We start from the raw sequence: 24,480 nt of genomic DNA on the forward strand, positions 1-24,480 counted from the left end.
AACGAAATCGCAACGTGGATATGTTGTTCTTAATATTTGAGGTTTGAATTAAAAATCAGAATGATAGTCTCTCATCAACATAAGTTTATTTTTATAAAAACTAGTAAAACTGCAGGCACATCATTTGAAATTGCCCTTTCTCAATTTTGCGGGAAAGCAGACATTTTGACGCCGATTCACCCCAAATCCGATGATATTAGGGAGAGAATGGGTTATCGTAAGGCTCAAAACTATTTACTGCCCCAATCTCAGTACAGCTTTGAGGACTATGTCCAGCTTCACACCCGAGGACTCAGTAAACATCAATACTACAACCATATGTCCGCCGGTGAAATAAAAGATCTATTGGGAGATGAAGTCTGGAACAGTTACTATAAATTCTGCTTCGAGAGGAATCCGTGGGATCGAGTCATATCCTTCTATTACTGGCGCTATCAAAGTACTCCGCGACCGACGATGCTTAGCTTTCTGTTGTCAGATGCCCCCCTGAAACTTAAAAGGTTCGGATACGACCTCTACACAATCGATCGCAACATTGCCGTGGACGATATATATTGTTACGAAGATCTAAAAGAAGCTGCCGAAACCATAAGAAAGCGGTTGAAGCTACCGGGAAAGTTGCTTCTGCCACGAGCGAAATCCGGCTATAGGAAGGACACAAGACACTACAGTGATATTTTCAGCTTACGTGAAAAACAGATAATTTCAGATCTATTTTCTGAGGAAATAACACTGTTTGGCTATCAATTTTAATTAGTCGAGCAGAACGGTATATCACGATAATGAGTAAATACTTATTTACCTATGTTTGTCAGCATGGACTGTTGGAAATCCAAGCTATGTTGCTGACGGTCTCACTGGTCCGGTACGCCAAGTGCGAACATGAAATTGTAGCGGGAATTCCTCACGGGCAGCTTGAACCGGAATCACTTCAATTGCTGGCCAAACTCAATGTTAAAACCGTATCCATAGAACCCACGGTTACCGGTTATCTAAACAGTCATAAAATAGCGTTACTGGAGAAAGTAACCGAAGACTTTAAAGCGGAATACTATTTATTAATGGACTCAGATATCCTCTGCCAGGCCAATTTTTCCGGAATTGACATGATGTCAGCTCATGACATCGCATTGAGAGTGGCAGGAATTTCAAAAACCTGGAAGGATATTCAACAATGGGGAGTAGTTTACGATCTATTCGAAATGCCATATCCAGCTAGCCGCGTGATATCAACCTATGATCGGACTCCCATGTGGCCTTATTACAACGCAGGTGTGATCTGTATCAGACATGGAGTAGCTTTTCCTGAGGCATGGCGCAAGGCATGCCTAAAGATAGAAGCTGCGGACCATATTAAATCCAAACGACCTTGGTTAGACCAGATTGCAATTCCGATTGCAGTCCAATCACTACAATTAAACGTGTTACAACTTGAATCACGCTACAATTCATGGCCGGGAACGGAAGCATCCGCTATTTTCAATCACTACCATCGGTTTGACCGCCTGAAAGATACAGCCCCTATTTCAGAACTGTTGGGGTATTTCTATACACATCAACAACTTCGCGCCTTACTCAAGAAAAAGGCTAACGACGCATTACATGCCTGGTTAGTGGCATCAAACGGCAGCCCCCCCCCACAACTTGTTCAGTTTCATTGTTTTATTGAAAAGAACCTCCCTTCTATATCCCCATGACGAAACCGTCATCTTAACCTAGACTCCAGTATAAAAAACACTCAACCTAAGAGCTGAGTCTATGCGCCGCGTTGTTCGTACAATTTGCAGCACTGTGTTGGTTGTGATTTTGAGTCTGATGACCGTTACTACGGTACAGGCCCGGAATTGCAAGCAACTGGTTATTGCGGGCGGTGAAAACTGGTATCCGTATTTCTACCATGGTACTGCCGGTGAGATGGGTATTCTCGGTGATATGGTGCTGGAGGCGGCTTCGAGCTCGGATATCAGGGCTCGGTTGATGCCCCCTATCCCCTGGAAACGCATACTGTATTTTTTGAATAGCGGTCAGATTGATGTTGTCGCAGGTGCATTAAAAACAGTAGAGCGAGAACAGTACTCCAGTTTTTCTGACCCTGTTGCGCAACTCGATCTGCAAATTTTTTTAAACCGCGAAATACCTTTTGAATTTAGCCTACCTGAGGATTTGATTGGCAAAACAGGGGCCAAGCTAAGAGGAGCCAGTTTTGGTGATGCCCTGGATCAGTTTGCTTTTGAGTCACTTGTCATCCAGGAAGCCAATGATTCCGACTCCCTGTTTGCGATGTTACTTGCGCGCCGGGTGGACTACGCGATCACTTTCAAATTCCATGGCTTAAGATACATCGAAACACACAAGCTGGATAATCAGCTCGCCATGCTCCCGCAACCGCTGACATCTGTTGGCTTGCATGTGGCCTTTTCCAAAGCTTCAAAGTGCCCACAATTGATCGAGCTATTGGCCGAATCACTGGCCCAGATGGCAAAAGACGGACGAAGTCGTCAAATTATTGAACGGTACAACCATGAGTTTAGCAACGTATCATGGAGGTTGATGAATGAATAAAGCCTCTTTTTCTGCCCCATTGTTAATTATTTGCCTGTGGATCCTCCCCAGATTGGGGGTGTTCGCGGATGGACTGTACTACGGCATTTCTGAAAACATCAGCGGTGCAACCGAATCCTCATCTTCCAAGCATCAGGTCGCTATTTTCTCATCCCCTCTCTCCACGAGTATCGTAACCTCGGATGACATCACAAATATGGGCGCAACAAGCATCCCGGAAGCCTTGAGACGGGTACCGGGGGTGTTGGTTCGAGAGCAAACAAATGGCCAATACAATGTGCATATTCGCGGATTTGAGAATGTACCACAAGGAGGAGACCAGTCTTCGCTGAACAACCTCAATACCTTGGTCATGATCGATAACCGCATCGTTTACGATTATTTCCTTGGCAGTATATTCTGGGAAACCCTGCCAATCAGTATTCAGGATATTGACCGTATAGAAGTAATCCGAGGTGGTGCCACAGCATTGTATGGGCCCAACGCCATAACCGGTGTTATTCACATCTTTACTAAACGTCGACAGGAAGACCAGCAAGTCGATGTTCGTATTCAGCTCGGTACCCAGAAAACCGGCATTGCAATGGTCTCCGCAAGCCATAAAATTGCATCCAGCTGGCTGGCGATCAGTGGCTATGTCGAGCAACGGGATCGTTACCAATCTGACTACTACAACTTCCACAACCAACAATATCAGCCCATTGATGAGATCGACGTTGCTCTTGGACTGCGTCGATACCCGAATCCGGAGCAAGCAAGGGATAATAGCGGACTCAGTGTAAATCTCTACAATAATCCAATCAGCTTGTTTGCGTATGAGTTGAGCTATCAATATCAAAGCAGTGAAGTGCAGAAATCTCACCATACCAATACCGATACACCACTCACCACGAATAAAAGTGAAAGTGATGCATTCAACATACGACTGAACTACGATCAATTATATGCTCGTGTCAGTCACCATCGAGGTAAAAATAGTGCTCTGGGCTACCCTCAACTTGGTTATGACTTTGAGAACACCCAAGCAGGCCTGGAATACATCTATCATGCACCAACGTGGTATTTACGACCGGGTATTCGTTACAACTATCTCAGTTATGAAGGCGACTTTATTGGCGGACAACAACATTTGCAAACCGTTGGCTATTTGCTCCGCTCCGAGTATGCGCTTTCACAGCAGACCCGCCTTATCGCCGCACTCAGCTATGACAACTATAATCGCCCCCATGACGGATACTTTAATTATCAATTTCTGGCAAGTCACAAGATTGGGTACGACACTCTGGCTCGGGTCGGTGTTGAGAAAGCAAACCGAAGCTCTTTTATGGTTAACAGCTTTCTGGATTTACAATTCACACTACCGAATAACCCATCACTTCGATCCGATTTTTTCGGCAATAAGGATATCGATTTGATGTCGATTCTCACCTACGAAATCGGCTTACGGCATAACTTTAACTTTTACAACTGGATAGATGTGGAGCTATTCCACAGCACACTGGATGACACAAGTGACTTTATTCAACAGCAACCCATTGTGGATGGCGACCAGGTTGTGATTGGCAACACTCTTGAGCCCATACCCACCCAGGCGAAACAGCTGGGTGTAACAATTGATTGGCATTACGAAGCCTTGAGCTGGAAGGTCAATCCGTTTTTGACATGGCAAAAAACCAAGATAAAAAACCAAACTGCGGACTTGATTGCCCCTTTACACTTTTACAATACCGATGACACAGGCACGCCCGCGTTATACGGCGGCGTTAACGCGAACTGGCAACCCTGGCCGCGATGGCAATTCAACGGCAATATGTACTGGATGACCAGTCATACTTTCAAACTGAGAAATGATTTGGGCGAGAAGAAAACCCATGGCTTCGGTGTGGTAAATTTTAGTGTCACCCATAACCCGGCACATAACTGGCAATTGCAGGCGTCCATCAAGAATTTGACTCAGCGCAAGCAAAGCCAGCAGTTCCATACTGATGAGATTGAGCCTGCTGGATTAATCAGTATTCACTACCACTGGCACTAGCGCACTGTTCTCAGGTACCGCAGAAGGTTTGGTAGTAACGATCACCATCACCAGGGATATCCTGATAAGCTTTTGTCTCGGGGAGCACCTGATAGGGATCGCGCAACACCGCCAGGAAACGCAACGCGGCTTCGGGTGAACCGGACTCAATGCACTCGGCGATAACCTGCTCCATATGGTGATTTCGGGGAATCACAACCGGATTGTGTTTACGCATACGCTCCGCAATTTGGGCTCCTTCATCCGTTTCCTGGGCCAAGCGATCCTGCCATTTCATATACCAGGGCCCAATTTCGCTCTTCATCTCGGATGCAATGGCGACAGACTCGAAACTGCGGGTGAGCAGATCAAAGGTATTGGTGTAGTCCATACCTTTTGCTTTGAGGACATCAAGCCCTTCGGTCAACAAGGCGATATCATCTTCTGTACACTCACGCAGACCATACTTCTGTGCAATCATATTCCAGTAAGCCTTCTGGAATTGATCGGTATAGGCCATTACGATAGGTGTGATTTTTTCAATTGCACGATTGGCGTCATCATCCACCAATGGAATGAGGGTCTCAGCCAAACGGGCCAGATTCCATTGGGCGATATTGGGCTGATGGCCAAAACGGTAACGCCCCTGAGTATCGATGGAGCTGAACACGGTATTGGGGCTATAAGCCCCTATCATGGCGCAAGGTCCAAAATCAATGGTTTCACCGGATATCGCGGTGTTGTCAGTATTCATCACGCCGTGAATAAACCCCACCCGCATCCATTCGCACACCAAGCGAACCTGCTTTTCCACCGCTGCAGCCAAGAATGCAAGATAACGCTCTGCCCCTTCAAGATCATTGAGTCCGGGATAATGCTTCCGAATGGCGTAGTCACAAAGCTTCTGGACAGAATCATATTGATTACGCGCAGCAAAATATTCAAAGCTTCCCACGCGAAGATGACTGGCGGCAACACGGGTGACCACTGCACCGGGTAACGGGGTTTCCCGATACACCGTTTCGCCGGTCGTCACAACTGCAAGACAACGGGTTGTTGGAACGCCCAAGGCCGCCATCGCCTCGCTCATCACAAACTCGCGAATCGCAGGACCCAGCGCACAGCGTCCGTCTCCGCCCCGGGAAAATGCGGTTTTCCCGGAGCCCTTGAGCTGGATATCCTGTCCAGGACAAGTCCCGTCCGAGACATCCCCCAATAAATGCGCTCTGCCATCACCTAATTGGGGATTAAAATGACCAAACTGATGACCGGCATAGGCTAGCGCAATAGGACGAGCGCCCGGCAGTTTCGCATTCCCCGAGAAAAATTGCGCCCGTGCCGATTCACCGGCATCATTCACTGCCGCAATATTTAACGACTGCGCAAGCCCATGGTTCCACAGAAACAATTCAGGGGAACGGACAGGTTCCGGGTCTGCTGTTTGATAAAATCCCTCTCCCAGGTCTAGATACGAATTCTGGAATTCCATACTCAAGGTCTACCTCATAAAATCACACCTTCAGGCAAGGTAACGCAATTAGATGGGGAATACCATGACTAATTAAACCACGGTGCCGGTTAAGGCAGATGATCTTTTATGATGTCATACAGTTCTGGACGGCCAGCTTTGATTTCCGCGGCACTTAATCCTTCAAGGGAATGAGGGTATTTCAACCAGGCTTCGGTTTCATGGAGATAATAATCGGGAACACGAGAGGTTTCATTGCGGGAAGGTTTGTAATACGGAACCGCCACTCTGACATCCGAGGGCATGTTCAAGCGGGTACGGCGTTGCAGCTCATTAATAATGGCCTCGATTGACCGGCCAGTATCGAACACGTCGTCTACGATTAACAAACGGTCTTCAGCGGCGATATTCTTCATCAGGTAATTCAATCCATGCACGCGCACCTCACGCTGGCGTTGATCGATGCCTGCCGCGTAAGAAGACGTACGAATGGCGATATTATCGGTTTCAATCCCGTGGGCTGCGAGATACTCCTGAACAGCAATTCCAATCGGTACGCCACCACGCCAAACCGCAATCATAAACGTCGGCTTGAATCCACTTTCAAGTACACTGGCCGCCAGTCGGAAGGAATCCTCCAATAATCCTTGTGCACTCAGATATTGTTTATCTCCCATATACTCCTCATATTCCGAATTGTTTAAACTGCGCACATTACTGCCGTTTGCTCACCTATCACTTCAAGCAGTAACATCAAGCATTGCCTCCCTTACCTAATTTGAAGAAAGAAATCATTTTCGACATGTGAGTCACTTCTTCCAACATTGAACAACTGGCTGCCGATGCCTCTTCCACAAGTGCTGCGTTCTGTTGGGTCATTTCATCCATCTGTGTGATGGCTTGATTAATTTGATCCATCCCGCTGCTTTGCTCCCGAGAAGCGGTATTCACTTCACCAATCATGGATGCGACCTCCTCAACGGCCTCAACGATGCTAAACAGTGTTTGACCCGATTGATTCACAAGCGTCGAACCAAATTCCACCTTATTTACGCTGTCGCGAATAAGGTCTTTGATTTGTTTCGCTGCAGCTGCCGAGCGTTGTGATAAAGTACGAACCTCTCCGGCAACAACAGCAAAACCGCGGCCATGTTCACCTGCTCGCGCAGCCTCAACCGCTGCATTAAGTGCAAGGAGATTGGTTTGGAAAGCGATTTCATCGATGACACCAATGATATCGTTGATTTTTTTACTTGAGTCGAGGATTTCGGTCATAGCGTTAACAGCACGATTAACCACATCGCCACCGGCTTCGGCTTTATTTTTTGCCTCATCTGCCAAACTGTTAGCTCGAACGGCATTATCAGTCGTTTGCTTTACCGTCACCGTGATCTCAGCCATACTGGAAGCGGTTTCCTCCAGAGAACTCGCTTGCGCTTCAGTACGACGACTCAAATCATCTGAGCCTTTGGCGACTTCATTAGCAGAAACCCGAACATTAATCGACGCCTGCTGAATCAAAGATAATGCTTCCGTAAGCTTAGCCATACTGTTATTGGCATTGTTTTTAATCGTTTCAAATTCGCCTTGATATGCTTTAGAGATACTTGTTGTTAAATCACCTTTAGACATTGCACTAAAGCTCTGACCAATCTCCGCGATGAAATCTGAAACCTCATCAAGCAACGTATTTAGACCACAACTTATATCCGCAAAAAAACCATCCTTATCTTCCATCGAGATACGTTCACTCAGATTACCGTCTGCTGCGGCTGAAACAAGGTCATCCAACTCTTGCTGGATATTAAGCTGGATGGTTTTATCGCTCCACTCAACGACTGTCCCCAAACGATTGCCTGCCGCGTCAAAAACAGGATTTACAGTCAGGTACATGTGTCGACCCCCAACAACTATTTTGGTTTTGAGTTGACCTGTCAGGTCATCAAGAAGCTTCATCTGATGTGCAGGATTCTGGTGGAACTGATCGATGCTTGTCCCAATCAGTTCGTCCACATTGAAGCTCGGAAGGTCTCTACGCAATTCGTTATTCACACTGCGAAACATCGCAACAATAGCTGAGTTGGCATAGATAATGTTACGGTCAGCATCTGCCACCATGACGTTAGCACTGACATTGTCAAGGGCCTGTTTAATGCGCATTGATTCGTCAGCAGCACGCTGTTTCTTAAACTCTGCCGCCAAGCGCTCTGTTTTGTCATCCCATTCAACAACAGTACCGAGGCGCTTATTGTTCGCACCAAGAATGGGGGTCGCAGTTAAGCCAAAGGTACGACCACCAACGACAATATCAGTACGATACACATCAGATAATCCCTCCAGCATACCGCGTTGATGTGCCGGATTCTTATGAAAAATATCAATATTCTGTCCCATCAGATTACGTGCATCAAAATGAGGTAAATCTCTACGCAAGTCGGCTTCTACGTCGATCATCATGTTGCGAACGGAATGATTCATGTAAGCAATATTGTAATCTGTGTCAGCCATCATAACGTTGGTATCGCAAACATCCAAAGCCATCTTGACACGTGTTGCATTTTGTTCCCTTCGCTCAAGCTCTCCTATTAGTTCGGTTTGCATGCGATCAAGCGCAGATATTAAGCCGCCAACTTCATCGTTTGATCGGACAACGCCGGTCAAATCTGCTTTTTTACCTCTCGATACCTGATCAGCCAAATAGACTGCAGAGTCAAGCTGTTTGGAGACACCGGCCGTAAAGCGCCAAACCAAAAAACCAACAATGGAAAGTATAACGAGTGACACAACAATGGTTAAAGTAGCCGCAACGCGAATCATCTCCCCCGAAAAGGCGAACGCTTCTGCCTGATCAATCTCAACCATCAGCACAATTCTAGAACCTTCAAAATCGATAGGGGTGTAGGCGGACAGAACAGGCACATTTCGATAATCCGGGAAGATCGCGAAGCCTGTTTCTCCCGCGAGCGCAGCGCTGGTGCCTTGAGTTCTTATCTCCTGAAAGCCGATATTGGTTTCTTTATTGGCGATAGTTTCTACTGTTGCTTTGGCCACTCCTGCGCTCTCAATGGCATGTAGGTAATTAGCTTTATCCTCAATAAGGAAACGACTAATACTTTGCGCTTTAAAGTCTTCCCCGACCAAATAGGTCTCACCACTTAATCCTAGACCTTTTTCTTGCCAATTCTGGTAGTGTGTCATTTTGGCATTAAGTTCATCGATCGGCATTTGAAAGGCCAGTACCGCTATTGTTTTGCCATTGTCATCCTGAATTGGCGATGCAATAAATGATGCCGGATCTTCATAAGATGGCGTATAGGATTCAAACGGAGAAAAGGCAACTGCATCCTTGTCAGTCGCATACCTTACTGCTTTAAACACGTCTGCCAAACCACTGTCACGATACGGACCCTCTAACAAAGAAGTCGCAAAGTCCAGCTCTTTGAAAACCGAATAGACCACTTGCCCGGTTTGAGCATCAATGATGAATATGTCGTAAAAGTTAAAAGTCTGAAGAAACGTCCTGAAACGGGGGTGATTCCTGGCATGCGCACGGCTGTAATTGATATCGATTGGAAGCTCATAGAGAGCATCTTTTTCGCCTAGTGGGTTCGGATTGTTTTGGATGAAGTAATACTGCAACATAACTGCACGATCTGAGATTCGGTCTAACATCGCGAGAGGAGACAATGAACTATCGTTATTCTTCACCTCATAGCGCCGACCAAACTCATTTTGATAGTAGGTTTTAAGCTCGCGCTTCATTGTTGCCTGGTCGATATTGCGGCTCGTAAAGGTTTGGAATGCAGACTTGAAAGCAAGCGCAGCATCAAGTACGAAAGCACTATTGGATTCTGTGAGGACTTGTTTCTTGATTTGGTCGAGGTAGGCTTCAATTGAGCTCTTCTGCACTTCTCGTAATGCAATAAGACGTTCTTTGGTCTGTTGTTGGATTACACTCTCTGCTTTTTGATATGATGAGCTTGCAATAATAATTGCGGTAGAAAAAATCGCTACAAACGATAGAATCAGCGCACCTATCAGAGATTTTTTAGCAATCGTCATTAACACCTCTGTTTGGATATTTGTGATCAATTTATTTTGGGGTTATTCAGGAATGAATCCACCAGCGCGCCCCATAGGCATAAGTAAATTACGGCAACACAAAATAAGTATAGTGAATTTTAAAATCTGGGAGCATCGATGTTTCGCAATACTCTATTGACTTAATGTTCCGGGCTTCTATTTCCAATAATCCTGCAATGACCAATAGCCTTGTCTATATTTACAATTTCTGGCCTAATATATTTCTTGACCACTTGGTTCAATTATATCAATTTCGTAATCATGTCCTATGAGTAAAACACAAAGCAATCATTCTGCCATGAAAAAGCGCTTCCTGACCGAGCAATCTCTGATTGAAGATTCCTTTCGACTCGGTGTTGCAATCAAAGAAAGCGGCTTCACACCCACGTTTATCGTTGGCCTCTGGAGAGGGGGTAGCTCGGTTGGCATCTATGTCCAGGAATGTTTGCAAACGCTGGGTATCAAAACGGATCACATCTCGCTGAGAACCTCATACCAGGGTATGCGCGCCTATCAGAACATGATCGAAAATCCGGCTGAAATCAGGGTTCATGGCACTCAATATCTTGCCGAAAATCTCAACGCCGATGACACGCTCCTGATCGTCGATGACGTTTTTAGCTCCGGTTATAATGTTGAAGCGGTGCTTCGCCGTCTGCGAAAACATCTAAGGCGTAATTTACCTCACGAGATCAAGATCGCTACGCTCTACTACCGACCAACCGAACGCACAACGGATACTAAACCAGATTATTTTCTCCATAACACCCAGGACTGGTTGGTGTTCCCGTATGAGTTAAGCGGGCTAAACCCCGATGAAATCCGAACCCATAAAGGAGACACCGTCGCCGACTTGATCAAGCCAGTTCTATTCAGGTCTTAACTGACCAATTGCCTGGCACTCGCCGTATGTTGCTGTATGAGTTCAGGCAAATCCTGGTGCACCGGCAGTCCATCTCGTACCCGCCATTCCCCGGCAATCGCAACATGATCTGCAGAGGCAGCACCACATAATACCAGTGCCGCCAACGGATCATGGGCACCGGAAAAGCGGGGCTCATCCAGTTTGAACAGGGCCAAATCTGCTTGTTTGGCAAGCGCAAGCTCACCTATATCGGTTCTCCCGAGCACATTGGCCGAACCTTTAGTTGCCCAGTAAAGGGCGTCACGATGGGTGACCTCATCGGCCTGATAACGCAAACGATTTATCAGCAGCGCCTGACGCACTTCCTGCATCATGTTGGAGGCATCATTTGAAGCCGAGCCGTCCACCCCCAAGCCGACATGGCCTCCGGCATTCTGGAATTCCAGTGTCCGACAAATGCCGGATGCCAGTACCATATTTGAAGATGGGCAATGACAGACCCCCACCCCGGCCTGCCCCAATCGAATCAGTTCTTCGTCATTAAAGTGGATACCGTGGGCCAACCAGACATCACTGCTCAACCAGTCAACCGACTCCAGATAATCCACGGGACGCACGCCAAACATGGACAGGCAGAATTGATTTTCATCCTCGGTCTCGGCAAGGTGCGTATGCAAGCGAACCTGATGGGAGCGAGCAAGTGACGCGGTTTCTACCATTAACTCACGGGTCACCGAAAATGGCGAACAGGGGGCCAGTGCGATTTGAATCCTTGCCCCCTCACCCGACTCATGGAATGCCTTGATCACTCTGGCCGAATCATCCAGAATTTCCCGATCCGTCTGAACCGTAGACTGGGGTGGCAACCCGCCCTGCTCCTCCCCCAGACTCATTGCACCGCGAGTTAACACCACACGAGAGCCTGTTTCAGTGGCTGCCTGAACTTGAATATCAATCGCTTCAGTCAACGCCTGTGGAAAAAGATAATGGTGATCCGCCACGGTGGTACACCCCGAGAGCAGCAATTCAACCAATCCCAGCCGGGTGGCGTTGAACAGCATTTCCGGTTGTAACCGGGCCCAAACGGGATAAAGGGTTTTCAGCCAGGGAAAAAGCCGCTTGTTTAAAGCGGGAGGATAAGCGCGAGTGAGCGTTTGATATAAATGATGATGGGTATTGATCAAGCCCGGCAACAAAACATGTTCGCTGGCATCGAAAACTTGATCAACCTGTATTGTGGGCGCTTGCCCTGAAGCGACCAGTTCCAGGATTTGCCCGCCGCCAATGACAATGCCATTTGAAGCATCCTGATCATTTGCGGTAAATACCGCCAAGGGATGCTTGATCCAGGTTGTTTGCATATTTCCACCTCTCTTTCGGGTTTGCGAAATGTCAGGTGGCGCCACCCCACATTCACAAACCAACCGAGTTAAATTTAACTTGATTGTTTGGAATATGGCAGTGACTTGCGTGTTAATCTGCCCCGTTGTTGAGTTTTATTAAGGTGTACTCAACCCACACCCCGCCAGGATAACCTGACACAAAAACGCTTTAATCTGGTCAACGTCCGCAGGATCGTACTCCTGCTTGTTGGTCACCGTCAACACCTGGGTATCAAAATCTGCATAGTGTTGGGTGCTGGACCAAATCATGAAAATCAAATGCTGGGCATCAATGGGTTGCATTTTTCCCTGGGCAATCCAGGATTCGATAATCAACGATTTTTCCCGGACCCACTGCCGCATCTCGGTACGCAGATGATCGCGCAAATGGGGTGCACCCTGAATAATCTCCATGGCAAATATCTTTGACGCATTGGGGTACCGAATCGATAAATCCACCTTTGCTTCAATATACCGTTTCAGGGTACTGGCCGGATCATCCTGTTCGCTCAAATCATCCAGTGACTCGTTCCAGCGCCGGATCACATCGGCCAAAACCGCGCCATAAAGATCCTTCTTGGATTTAAAATAATACAAAACATTGGCTTTCGGTAAACCAGCGGTATCTGCAATCACTTGCATGCTGGTACCCTTGAAGCCATGTTTAACAAATTCCTGTTCTGCAGCCTGCAATATTTTCTGGCTGTTCTGTTCTCGGATTCTACCTGTTTTCTTATTCGTCACGACGATCGCTACACCCCTGTAAACCGGACGCTATTTTAAGCTTTCAAAATAAAAAAAGCCATGTTGCCTTCGGTGCGAAAATCAACATGGCAAAGCATTAAAGACTCTGGTCGGGGCTCCCACGCCTGATCAAGGATCAAACAGCGGGAGGTACTTCAGGTTTGCTTGTAAGCGTTATTTCTAGGTCACTTACAAATGGTACTTCATGATCGCACTGAATGCGGATTCAGTGTCTGACGATTTCACGCCGTATTTGTTATTCCAGTAGGAATACTCGAAACCGACTTCCAGCTTGGATTTGGTAATTCCGACAAATTTTCCAACATCCACTCTAAGTTGAGGGTTAAAGTGGAAATCTGAAGCATGGTCTGACTCGGCGGAAGACCAGTCAATATAGCCATCAAACATGAAATCCACTTCGCCCAGTGAGAACGGCACACCATAACCAACGTTCAACTGGATATCATCTTTCACATTGTCATTGACGCTGTAGGAAATATTGGTCTTGAGAAACGCAAAACCGGGTACGTCCCAACTGAAACCAATCCCGTACAGATAGTTATCCTGAGAGAAGCCGGTACTGGTTGAGCCCATTTCATAGGTCATTGCCAGGAAAACATCTTTCATTGGCCCAACACTGAGCGTTTGGCCGGTCAGATTGGAAAGGCTCAATCGGGGTGAAAGCTCCGCATAGGTTTCGTTAAAATCACCTGCTGCGCCTTTGCCGTGGTGACGGTCCATGAAGAAAAACACATCTCCCCAGTCATGGCCGGAAGCATGCTCCAAGGTCAGCGTGGTAATTTCGAGATCTTTATTCGGATCACCGAATGCATGGCTTACATTGTAATAATCAGAGCCATGCAAAACCGTAATACTGTTGTCGCTCCAGTACATCTCCGCCGATGAAAGTGCGGGAACCAGTGCAAGCGAAACTGCTACACCACTGTTTTTCAGTATTTTTTTCATTTTAAACACCTTTTCAGTTTGTATTGCTTAACGTTTTTCAAGACGAATGAATCCCTACCCTGGGAGTGGGCATTAAAAATTGGAGAACAGGATTCGAAGAATGTTGGATTATTCCGCAGGACGGCGAAATAATCCGGGGTTAATCAGAAAGCGGTACGGGATTATTTGGGGAGCTGGCCCTCAACACCTTGAATGTACCAGTTGAAGCCCAGCAGCTCTTTATCTGACATCGTGGTGCCGGACGCGACCATTGCTTTACCGGCCTGGTCATATACCGGACCATCAAAAACGCGCATTTCACCTTTTTTGATCGCGTCTTTTTTGGCCATAACCAAAGCTTTCACATCATCAGGAATCGCTTTGTTGAGCGGGGCAATGTTCGTGGTACCTTCTGCGATGCCAGGCCACAAGTCTTCAGATGTCCAGGTTCCATCGATAACGGCCTGAGCCTTTTTCAGGTACAGCGGCCCCCAACTGTGGATCGTTGAGGTCAAATGCGCTTTTTCACCATAGACCGACATATCGGAATGATAGCCGATGGCGTAAACGCCTTTTGCTTCCGCCGCTTGAATCACCGCTGCTGAATCAGTGTGCTGAGTCAATACGTCCGCTTTCTGTAAAATCAACGTCTCTGCAGCTTCTCGCTCTTTAGCTGGGTCATACCAGGTGCTGGCCCAAACCACTTTAACCTGTACATCCGGATTCACTTCCCGGGCGCCTTTAGTAAAGGCATTGATACCCCGAATCACCTCAGGAATCGGAAAGGACGCTACATAACCAATAACATTGCTTTTGGTCATTTTGCCTGCGATCAAACCCGTCAGATAACGACCTTGATAAGCGCGGGTAAAATAAGTCCCCATATTCTTGTTGCGCTTGTAGCCTGAAGCATGTTCAAACGTCACTTTGCGAAACCGCTTCGCCACCTTGAGGGTCGGGTTCATATAACCGAACGATGTGGTGAAAATAAGGTCATTACCTTTTGCTGCCAATTGCGTAATCACCCGCTCGGCGTCTGCACCTTCCGGTACACTTTCCACATAGGTGGTTTGAACTTTATCACCTAAATGTTTTTCTACGTATTTTCGCCCTTCATCATGAGCATATGTCCAGCCGGCATCACCGGTGGGGCCGACATAAACAAAGCCAATTTTCAATGGCTCCGCACTGTGGGCCACGCTTGCGGTGGTCGCCAGAGTCGCCAGACCGAGCACACTGAAGAGTTTCCTCGCTCGCCCTGAAATCGTACCTTTTTTTCCAAACGTCATTATGAACTCCTGAGTTAATAAGTAGCATTGAGGTTGAGATCTTATGTTGAGATTTACAAATTCCGCGTTTTTAAAACCTTTACTAAAGCTGGGGACGATAGGGTTTGCCCAGTGCCATCGGCGTGTTCAGACGTGTTTTTACCGCATCATTTGCCAAAACAACCAATACAACAATCGTTGCAACATAGGGCAGCATCGCCAATAGATTTGGTGAGGCTTCAAAGCCAAGACCCTGCAAAACCAGATGCATAATACTTGCAGCACCGAAAAGGTAAGCGCCCAGCAAGACACGCTCCGCACGCCAACTGGCGAAGACAACCAGCGCTAATGCGATCCAGCCACGCCCTGCCGACATCCCTTCCGTCCAAAGGGGCGTGTAAGCCAGAGACAGATAGCCACCTGCAAGGCCTGCCATTGCGCCACCAAACAGCACCGCGCCATAGCGTACTTTGAATACCGACATGCCTATTGCGTTTGCCGCTTCCGGATTCTCCCCGACCGACCGGACAATCAAACCAATACGTGTAGATTTGAAGCAGAAGTACACGAGTCCAAATAAGGCCCAGGACAAATAAACAAGCGGATCATGGGAAAATAGAATTTTACCGATCACGGGAATTTCACTCAGCAACGGCACCGTCCAGGCTCCGATACCTTCGATACCGACGCCGACATAACTTGCCCCCAAGAAGGCACTGAGACCGGTACCAAAGATGGTCAACGCCAATCCGGTCGCCACTTGACTGGTCACCAGTGAAATGGCCAGAAAACCAAACAATAAAGACATTAACATCCCGGCGGCCATGGCAGCCAAAACCCCCAGTCCAGGATGCCCCGTGACAACAGCGGCCATAAAGCCCGCAACCGCGCCCATCAACACCATGCCTTCCTGCCCCAGATTGAGTACGCCGGACTTCTCACAGACCATTTCACCCAATGCAATCAGAATCAGCGGTGTACCGGTGCGAATGGTCGCAAACAGAATATTTACTACTAAATCAAAATCCATAAATCCCCCAACTTAATCCGCTTGCGCTGTCTGTAGATTGGCACCTGAGCCCTTTTTGATGGGCCGATTTGGAACCACTCGATATGAAATCAGGAGATCACATGCCAGCAAGTAAAAGAGCAACATCCCCTGAAAAAGCCCCGTCAAGGACTTGGGCAACGTCAGCTCCATCTGTACCATTTCGCCCCCCATAAACGTGAGCGCTAACAGTACACTGGCCAGGACAATACCGATTGGCATCATACGTCCCAGGAAAACAACGATGATGGCAGCATATCCGTATCCCGGTGCGATATAGGGATTCAATTGACCGACGGGGCCGACAACCTCGCTCACACCAGCCAGCCCGGCCAGCCCGCCAGAGACCAACAGCACCACCCAAACCAGGCGCTTCTCATTGAACCCTGCAAATCTCGCCGCAGCGCGATCCTCGCCCAAAACGGAAATCTGAAAGCCAATGAGGGTTCGTGACATCAGGGTCCAGATCACCGCAACAGCGATCAGCCCGAACCAGATGCTGATATTCATGCGATAATCATCTAATACTGCGGGTAGCAAGGCTGAATCGGAAAACAAGGCCGATTCGGGAAAGTTATACCCTTCAGGGTCTTTCAACGGACCATGGACGGCGTACAGCAACGCATTCAGTGCAATGTAATTAAGCATAATCGTGGTCAGGATTTCATTAGCGCCAAACCGAGTTTTAAGCAATGCCGCCAGACCTGCCCACAACAAACCACACAAGCTGCCAAAAATAATCACCGCCGGTAGCACCCAGAAAGACTCCACCTGCAGTAATTCCAGTGCGATATACCCGCCCCCCAAACCACCGAGAATAAACTGGCCTTCAGCCCCGATATTCCAGACCTTGGCTTTAAAACACAGCATCAAGCCCATGGCACACAACAACAGCGGCGCAACTTTGACCCCAAGCTCTGTCCAGCCATAAACATCTTCCAGCGGGGCAACAAAAAACGTATACAAGGCGTGAAGTGGTGGATGCCCAAGCACGGCGAACAACACAGCACCGCTTACCAACGTCAAGACAATGGCCAAGATAGGTGACAACAACGACATCAGTCGCGAATCTGAGGGGCGCTTTTCAATACGTAATGCAAAAATCATGGTTTGGCCTCCACAGATTGGGTATCCGGCAAACTATCTGGAGCGGAAAAATTTCCTGCCATCCACTGCCCTAATTGATTAATACTCACCTCCCGAGTGTCGGCCACGGGCGACAATTCACCATCGCAAATAGCACAAATTCGATCACTGATTCCGTATAATTCGTCAATATCCTCAGACACCACTAATATGGCCGCCCCCTCGTCACGCAGCGCTATCAAAGCATGACGAATCAAAATTGCCGCGCCGATATCGACGCCCCAGGTAGGATGGGAACACACGAGTAACTTCGGATTTTGTAATATTTCACGACCGATGATGTATTTTTGCAGGTTCCCTCCGGACAGGCTTTTTGCTTGCGCCTGAATCCCCGAAGCCTTTACATTGAAACGCTCGATAATTTGTCGGGCATAATCTTTCACCTGTTTCGAGAATATCCACCCCCGACGACTGAGCCCTGATTGATACGCGGTGAGCAACGCATTCTCCGCAAGCGCCATATCCGGTACTGCTCCCCGGCCAAGGCGCTCCTCAGGAACAAAACCCAATCCCAACGCCCGGCGTTGTCGAGGCCCTAAATGACCCACAGCATCACCACCCAACCATACCGATTTTTTCGCAGAGGTTGCTTCACCACTGATCAAATTCAACAACTCTTCCTGGCCATTTCCAGCAACACCAGCAATGCCCAGAATTTCCCCTGCCCGGACGTCGAGATCAATTTTTTTCAGCGCCGCAGCAAATGGATCATCGGAGCGATAACTCAAACTTTTTATCCGCAAAAACGGCTCACCGCCCGATGTCTTCTCATAGTTCTCGGTTAGGGGCGTGTCATCACCGACCATCATGCGGGCCAGCTCTTCTGCCGTTGAGTCTTTAGGCGAACAATGCCCACTAACCTGCCCGCCACGTAAGATTGTGGCTCCGTCACAGAGCGCGATCACTTCGTCAAGCTTGTGGGAAATGAATAATATACTGCACCCCTCGTCCGCCAATTGATGCAGCGTTTTGAACAGGGTTTGAACTTCCTGAGGTGTGAGCACGGATGTGGGTTCATCCAGTATTAACAGTTTTACGTCCTGCAATAAGCATCTGACAATCTCTACCCGCTGTTGCTCCCCAATAGAAAGGGTATGAACATAACGATCTGGATCAAGTTTCATGCCGTAGTGTTCCGATACTTCGATAATACGTTGCTTCAGAACCGATACACTTTTTACCTGATCTTTAGGCAAGCTCAGGGCGATATTTTCCGCAACAGTCAAGGTTTCAAACAGCGAGAAATGCTGAAACACCATACCGATTCCCAGCTCACGGGCATGAGCAGCACCCCGAACAATGACTGGCACACCTTCCCAGATCATGCGTCCCTCATCCGGCTTGACAATACCGTAGATGATTTTCATCAACGTGCTTTTACCCGCACCATTTTCGCCAAGTAGCGCATGAATCTCACCCCGCTCCACCCGCAAGCTTACATCCTGGTTTGCGACGCACCCCGGATAGTATTTGGTGATATTCATCAGATCTAGCTGGACCATGTTATATCCTGACCTTTTGGACAACTTTATTTTCGAAAACTCGATTAGCAATTTATTTGCCAATTATTCAGTTTTTTATGAGACCATGTCCATTTTTCTACATAAAAGCCAGAAAAATGGCCCAGATTACACAGCAATTAAACTGAGTAATTGCGAATGCACACCCCGGAATGCACAGTTTTATCTGTGAAATGCGGCTTTAGATTCAGCATTTACGCACCACATAGGAACAACCTAACCATTATCGAACCATTCCAGTGCAATAAATATCAAGCCCGGACTCATTTACACTCCTTGTAGCACAATCTCATCTATTCTCAATGCGAAAAGACCCTTGCCAAACCGGTACTTTGTGGCGCATCATTACATTACCTGTCCATTTGGTCAGCTTTTTGCTTAAAGCTTTTCGTTAGAGGCCTAAGGCTTTTTACTAGAGAAAGTAGCGATAAACACAGACACCGCATTCAAATCAGAAAATGTAGGGTTTTGTGACAGTGAATCGCTACGATAAGTGACGACCAAAGATCATCAAAAGTGGATAGTTAACCCTTTCAAGTGCTGATAATCTGTAAGTATAAGTATCGATTATCAACGCACTCGGAAACACAGAAAGCAAGGCAATAAAATGATCAGCTTTTATTTAAACGGCCAGTTGCACACGGAATCCAGTGTGGACCCGAATCTAACCCTGCTCCGTTATCTCAGGACACAGCAGAACTTAGTGGGCACAAAAGAAGGGTGTGGCACCGGAGATTGTGGTGCCTGCACGGTACTTTTAGGTACGCAGAACAACCAAAGCCGCGAGTGGTTTTACCAGACGATCAACAGCTGCATTACGTTTTTAAGTCAGGTTGACGGCAAAAGTATCGTAACCGTCGAAGCGGTTGCACAAGATGGTGGACTACACCCCGCACAAAAAGCACTGGTGGATACCCACGGCAGCCAATGCGGTTTTTGCACACCTGGAATCGTAATGTCCATGGTGGGTTTATATGAAAAGCTGAATACCGGCAATAAAGCAATCACACGAACGCAAGTCGAGCAGGCGCTATCTGGTAATCTGTGTCGCTGCACAGGCTATCGGCCAATTATTGATGCTGCACTGCAAATGTGTTCAGAAACGGCGACTCAACCGGTCAAGATCTGGTCACCCGAAAACACCGATCAATCGCTGCCAAAGACAAAAGTCAAAAACCAACAGCTTGCAGGACTGCACTCCACAGAGAGCCAATCCTTCTGTCCGCAAACAGAGCCAGAGCTGCAACAAATTCTGGCGACAACCCCGGACTATCGAATCGTGGCCGGGGCAACCGACCTGGCATTGGAGGCACCACGGTGGCAGCAGCCTATGCCCACGCTGGTTTGTATTGATCAGATACAGGCGCTCAAAGAGATTTACACCGAACAAGACACGCTGGTTATCGGATCGGCAGCAACCTACAGCGAAATCGAGCCACACATTGGTAACGCCTTCCCGGAGTTTCGCAATCTACTGATGCGACTCGGCTCCGAGCAAATCCGTAATCAGGGCACACTGGGCGGTAATATTGCGAACGCATCACCTATTGGTGATACCCCACCGATACTGATTGCTCTGGGCGCAGAACTGGAGATCAGCAGCCAGGACGGAACCCACCTCATGCCCGTTGACTCGTTCTTTCTGGACTACAAAAAAACCGCGCTGAAAGCGGGCGAATATATCCGCTCCATTCGCATCCCCAAACTCAAGAACGGCGAATATCTCAAAGTCTACAAAATTTCCAAACGTCTTGAAGATGACATTTCTGCGGTGCTTATGGCGCTGAAAATCACCATAGACGATGACCTTATCAAGAACGTCACTTCGGGATTCGGAGGAATGGCCGCCATTCCGAAACGCGCCATCCCCATAGAGAAAGCATTGATTAACCGCCCTCTTACTCTGGAATCATTCAAAAGCGCTGCACTGCAAACAGGGCACGCATTCACCCCGATCGATGATGTTCGGGCCAGTGCGACTTATCGCATCCGGGTTGCTCAGGGCCTGCTGCAGAAGTGTGCCTACGAACTGTTAGATCAGCAGAATCAGCCCGACACCAACACATCGGCGAGGCCAATATCGCGGGTGGAACAAATACACAGTACAAGTAATACAGACTATTTGGGGGCGAGCCATGACTGAACAACAATCCATGGCGTTAACGGGCCCGAGCCAGCACAGAACCGGCCAGAACGCGAAACATGATAGCGCTGAAAAACACGTAACCGGACAAGCTCGCTATATTGACGATGTCAGCGAACCCAAATCCTGCCTGCATGTAGCCGTGGGTGGCAGCAAATTCGCCCATGCCCGCCTTAAATCGATAAACCTTGATAAAGTGCGCACCGCAACGGGTGTGCGCGGGGTGATTACCGCACAGGATGTACCGGGCGAAATCGATATTGGCCCGGTATTCCCGGGTGATCCGGTGCTGGTTGAATCGATTTGCGAATATATTGGCCAGCCCATTTTTGCGGTTGCAGCCACAAGCCATGAACTCGCTCACCGGGCGCTGGAACAGGCAGAAATCGAGTACGATGTGCTGGAACCGACGTTAACCGTTGCAAAAGCCATGGCCGACGAATTCTTCGTGCGCCCGCCCCATGTGCAACAACGGGGTGATGCAAAGCAGGCGATTGCACAGTCCCCGAATCAACTCAAAGGGCAACAGTATGTCAAAGGCCAGGAGCATTTTTACCTGGAAGGACAAGTGTGCTCGGTATCGCCAACAGAAGATAACGGCATGTGGGTACTCACCTCAAGCCAGCACCCGACGGAAGTGCAAAAACTGGTGGCCGAGGTACTTGACCTGACGATGAACAAGGTACAGGTCGAGGTCCGGCGCATGGGCGGGGGCTTTGGCGGCAAAGAAACCCAGGCTGCACCACTGGCCTGTATTGCGGCCCTGTTGGCCCGGAAAACCGGCCAGACCGTCAAGTACCGAATGTCCCGACGCGACGATATGGTCATGACCGGAAAACGCCATGATTTCTCGAATCAATACCACGTTGGTTTCGATGATCTCGGCATTCTACAGGGCGCAGAAATCACAGTCGCCGGTAAATGCGGCAATTCACCGGACCTGTCCGATGCCATTGTTGACCGGGCCATGTTCCATTCAGACAACGCTTACTACCTGAATGCCGCCCGCGTCACCGGACTACGGTGTAAAACTCACACGGTATCCAATACCGCCTTCAGGGGCTTTGGCGGGCCACAGGGCATGATGATCGCCGAACAGATCATGGATGATATTGCCCGTCATGTCGGGGAAGATCCGTTGACCATACGTAAACGAAATCTTTACGGCGTGCGTCACGATCACATTACCGATGCCTCCGGTGCCATCGACCCACGCACAGAAACCCACTATGGTCAGACCATTGAGCAAGCCATACTGCCCAAACTTATTGCGGAATTGGAGCAAACTTCAGAATACTGGCAGCGACGCCAGGAAATCACTGAATTTAATCAACAGAATCAAATATTCAAACGCGGGCTCGCCCTCACCCCGGTAAAATTTGGTATTTCCTTCACCGTGCAATTTCTCAATCAGGCCGGTGCACTGGTACATATTTACACCGACGGCAGCGTACACCTCAATCATGGTGGCACGGAGATGGGTCAGGGCCTCTATATCAAAGTGGCTCAGGTCGTGGCGGAAGCATTTCAAATTGACCTGGAGCGTATTCAGGTATCCGCCGCCCGCACAGACAAAGTACCCAATACCTCTCCAACTGCAGCATCTTCCGGCTCGGATCTGAACGGCATGGCCGCGAAAGATGCCTGTGAGCGCATCAAGGTCGAGCTGGTCAAATTCGCCTGCGAGCATTACCAGGTCGATCCCGAACACGTTAAATTCCACGACAATCATATTATTGCCGGAGAGCAGCGGGTTCCATTCGCTGAATTTGTTGAACTCGCCTACATGAACCGGGTTCCGTTATCCTCAACGGGATATTATAAAACCCCGAAAATTCACTACGATCGCGCCACCGGACAAGGTCGCCCCTTTTATTACTATGCCCATGGCGCAGCGGTATCCGAAGTCATAGTCGACACCTTGACAGGGGAATACAAAGTTACGCGGGTCGATATTCTTCAGGATGTTGGCCGCTCCCTCAATCCGGCAATCGACATCGGTCAGATTGAAGGTGGGTTTATTCAGGGTATGGGTTGGCTGACCACTGAAGACCTGGTTTGGGATGACCAGGGTCAGCTCAGGTCAGACAGCCCGGCGACCTACAAAATCCCTGCGATCGGAGACACGCCACTGGATTTTCGGGTGAACTTGCTCGAACACAGCCCCAATAGTGAAGCGACGGTTTATCGCTCCAAAGCTGTGGGTGAACCCCCCTTGATGCTGGGCATCTCCGTCTGGTCAGCACTACGGGATGCGGTTTCCAGTTTATCCGAATATCGCATCAGCCCGGAACTGAACACACCAGCCACACCTGAAGCCGTACTCAACGCGATCTACAGCCTCGATCCGGAACTCAATCCGGAAAAAGGAGCGACCCGGTCATGAATAATCTGAATTGGATATCGGCCCTGCAAGCCTGCCAACAACGCGGTGAAGCACACGCGCTGGTGACTATACTCGGTTGTTCCGGGTCTACTCCCCGTGACCAAAGCAGCAAAATGGTGGTAACCGCTGACCAGACCTACGACACCATTGGTGGTGGCAACCTGGAATTCACCATAACCAACAAAGCCCGGGAATTGTTGGCACAGCATCATGAAGGCCAGGAAATTTACCCCATGCCACTCGGCGGTGCTTTGGGGCAGTGTTGCGGCGGAAATGTAACGGTACTGGTCGAGACATTCGCAGCTTGCCAGTTTCGCGTTGCACTGGTTGGTGCAGGACATGTTGCCCAAGAGCTGATTAAAATACTGGGCGCATTACCCTGCCGCGTGACCTGGATTGACAGCCGGGGCGAACTCTTCCCGGATCAGATCCCACCAAATACCCGGATACAGGTTACAGCCACACCCGTGACCTGTATTCCATCATTACCGGCGGGATCAGATCTACTGATACTGACCCACAATCATCAGCTGGACTACGAACTCACGGAAGCCGCATTGAAACACGGTGCATTGCGTCATATTGGTCTGATTGGTTCACAAACCAAAGCCAATCGCTTTCAACACCGTCTGCGCGCGGCAGGCTTCACAACCGAACAGATTTCCGCGGTTCAATGTCCGGTAGGACTGGCTGAAGTGCCCGGTAAATTACCAATGGAAGTCGCGGTGTCCATTGCCGGGGAACTGATCGCATTGGAACATCGAGACAAAACAGCCCCCGTACACCGAGGCATTCCCTGGCGAGAAATCAAGCGACAACTACAGCCGGGCGATCCTGAAAAACTGGAACCGACTCAACCACATTTACGTCTACGGTCTGCACGACCAGAACAGGAATCCTAAAGCA

Annotated in this window: 18 protein-coding genes; 8 read left to right on the forward strand and 10 right to left on the reverse strand. The window is 48.6% G+C overall.

Annotated features, from left to right (window positions below; all coding sequences use genetic code 11):
- Window positions 1–60: 60 nt before the first annotated feature.
- From OLMES_RS18265 to OLMES_RS18280, 4 genes are all read left to right on the forward strand, one after another.
- Window positions 61–753, forward strand: coding sequence for a sulfotransferase family 2 domain-containing protein (locus OLMES_RS18265; RefSeq protein WP_087462581.1), 693 nt, complete (start codon window positions 61–63; stop codon window positions 751–753).
- A 29-nt stretch (window positions 754–782) separates the two neighbouring features.
- The gene (locus tag OLMES_RS18270) at window positions 783–1,697 is read left to right on the forward strand and encodes a hypothetical protein (RefSeq protein ID WP_087462582.1); all 915 of its coding nucleotides are present in this window, start codon (window positions 783–785) and stop codon (window positions 1,695–1,697) included.
- Between the two features lie 61 nt (window positions 1,698–1,758).
- Window positions 1,759–2,562 carry a substrate-binding periplasmic protein gene (locus tag OLMES_RS18275; RefSeq protein ID WP_087462583.1) on the forward strand — a complete coding sequence of 268 codons (804 nt, stop codon included), beginning with the start codon at window positions 1,759–1,761 and terminating at the stop codon, window positions 2,560–2,562.
- Complete coding sequence (locus tag OLMES_RS18280; protein ID WP_087462584.1) at window positions 2,555–4,597, forward strand: TonB-dependent receptor plug domain-containing protein; 2,043 nt, start codon at window positions 2,555–2,557, stop codon at window positions 4,595–4,597. The genes OLMES_RS18275 and OLMES_RS18280 overlap by 8 nt, the downstream gene beginning before the upstream one ends.
- A 10-nt stretch (window positions 4,598–4,607) precedes the next feature.
- Here the strand turns inward: OLMES_RS18280 and OLMES_RS18285 are convergent, their stop codons facing one another.
- The 3 genes from OLMES_RS18285 to OLMES_RS28060 all read right to left on the reverse strand — a co-directional run bounded on the left by OLMES_RS18285 (window position 4,608) and on the right by OLMES_RS28060 (window position 10,106).
- Window positions 4,608–6,065, reverse strand: coding sequence for a protein adenylyltransferase SelO (locus OLMES_RS18285; protein WP_087462585.1), 1,458 nt, complete (start codon window positions 6,063–6,065; stop codon window positions 4,608–4,610).
- An 89-nt stretch (window positions 6,066–6,154) separates the two neighbouring features.
- Window positions 6,155–6,721 (reverse strand): phosphoribosyltransferase, encoded by a 567-nt coding sequence (locus tag OLMES_RS18290; protein ID WP_087462586.1) that lies wholly within the window; start codon window positions 6,719–6,721, stop codon window positions 6,155–6,157.
- Between the two features lie 76 nt (window positions 6,722–6,797).
- Entirely contained in the window at window positions 6,798–10,106 is a 3,309-nt protein-coding gene (locus OLMES_RS28060; RefSeq protein WP_157678373.1) for a methyl-accepting chemotaxis protein, read from the reverse strand.
- A 289-nt stretch (window positions 10,107–10,395) separates the two neighbouring features.
- Here OLMES_RS28060 and OLMES_RS18300 point away from each other — a divergent pair, with 289 nt between their 5' ends.
- Window positions 10,396–11,010 (forward strand): phosphoribosyltransferase, encoded by a 615-nt coding sequence (locus OLMES_RS18300; protein WP_232465144.1) that lies wholly within the window; start codon window positions 10,396–10,398, stop codon window positions 11,008–11,010.
- Here the strand turns inward: OLMES_RS18300 and OLMES_RS18305 are convergent.
- The 7 genes from OLMES_RS18305 to OLMES_RS18335 all read right to left on the reverse strand — a co-directional run bounded on the left by OLMES_RS18305 (window position 11,007) and on the right by OLMES_RS18335 (window position 19,027).
- Complete coding sequence (locus OLMES_RS18305) at window positions 11,007–12,353, reverse strand: 8-oxoguanine deaminase (RefSeq protein WP_087462587.1); 1,347 nt, start codon at window positions 12,351–12,353, stop codon at window positions 11,007–11,009. The two genes, OLMES_RS18300 and OLMES_RS18305, sit on opposite strands and share 4 nt — an antisense overlap.
- A gap of 138 nt (window positions 12,354–12,491) precedes the next feature.
- Window positions 12,492–13,118, reverse strand: a complete 627-nt coding sequence (locus tag OLMES_RS18310; RefSeq protein WP_087462588.1) for a TetR family transcriptional regulator C-terminal domain-containing protein — start codon at window positions 13,116–13,118, stop codon at window positions 12,492–12,494.
- Between the two features lie 189 nt (window positions 13,119–13,307).
- Entirely contained in the window at window positions 13,308–14,084 is a 777-nt protein-coding gene (locus OLMES_RS18315) for a DUF5020 family protein (RefSeq protein WP_087462589.1), read from the reverse strand.
- Window positions 14,085–14,245: 161 nt separating this feature from the next.
- Entirely contained in the window at window positions 14,246–15,352 is a 1,107-nt protein-coding gene (locus OLMES_RS18320) for a BMP family ABC transporter substrate-binding protein (RefSeq protein ID WP_087462590.1), read from the reverse strand.
- Window positions 15,353–15,434: 82 nt separating this feature from the next.
- Window positions 15,435–16,361, reverse strand: a complete 927-nt coding sequence (locus OLMES_RS18325; RefSeq protein WP_087462591.1) for an ABC transporter permease — start codon at window positions 16,359–16,361, stop codon at window positions 15,435–15,437.
- Between the two features lie 12 nt (window positions 16,362–16,373).
- Complete coding sequence (locus tag OLMES_RS18330; RefSeq protein ID WP_087462592.1) at window positions 16,374–17,486, reverse strand: ABC transporter permease; 1,113 nt, start codon at window positions 17,484–17,486, stop codon at window positions 16,374–16,376.
- A complete protein-coding gene (locus tag OLMES_RS18335; RefSeq protein WP_087462593.1) occupies window positions 17,483–19,027 on the reverse strand; it encodes an ABC transporter ATP-binding protein in 1,545 nt (514 codons plus the stop codon). Before OLMES_RS18335 ends, OLMES_RS18330 begins: the two co-directional genes overlap by 4 nt.
- 625 nt (window positions 19,028–19,652) lie before the next feature.
- On the opposite strand from OLMES_RS18335, the gene xdhA reads away from it, so the two are divergent.
- From xdhA to xdhC, 3 genes are read left to right on the forward strand one after another with little or no spacing between them, the layout of a single operon-like run.
- Window positions 19,653–21,188 carry a xanthine dehydrogenase small subunit gene (gene xdhA, locus OLMES_RS18345; RefSeq protein ID WP_087462595.1) on the forward strand — a complete coding sequence of 512 codons (1,536 nt, stop codon included), beginning with the start codon at window positions 19,653–19,655 and terminating at the stop codon, window positions 21,186–21,188.
- The gene (gene xdhB / locus OLMES_RS18350; RefSeq protein WP_087462596.1) at window positions 21,181–23,574 is read left to right on the forward strand and encodes a xanthine dehydrogenase molybdopterin binding subunit; all 2,394 of its coding nucleotides are present in this window, start codon (window positions 21,181–21,183) and stop codon (window positions 23,572–23,574) included. Before xdhA ends, xdhB begins: the two co-directional genes overlap by 8 nt.
- Window positions 23,571–24,476 (forward strand): xanthine dehydrogenase accessory protein XdhC, encoded by a 906-nt coding sequence (xdhC, locus tag OLMES_RS18355; protein ID WP_087462597.1) that lies wholly within the window; start codon window positions 23,571–23,573, stop codon window positions 24,474–24,476. Before xdhB ends, xdhC begins: the two co-directional genes overlap by 4 nt.
- Window positions 24,477–24,480: the final 4 nt, after the last annotated feature.

The sequence above is a fragment of the Oleiphilus messinensis genome (assembly GCF_002162375.1).
GTDB lineage: Bacteria > Pseudomonadota > Gammaproteobacteria > Pseudomonadales > Oleiphilaceae > Oleiphilus > Oleiphilus messinensis.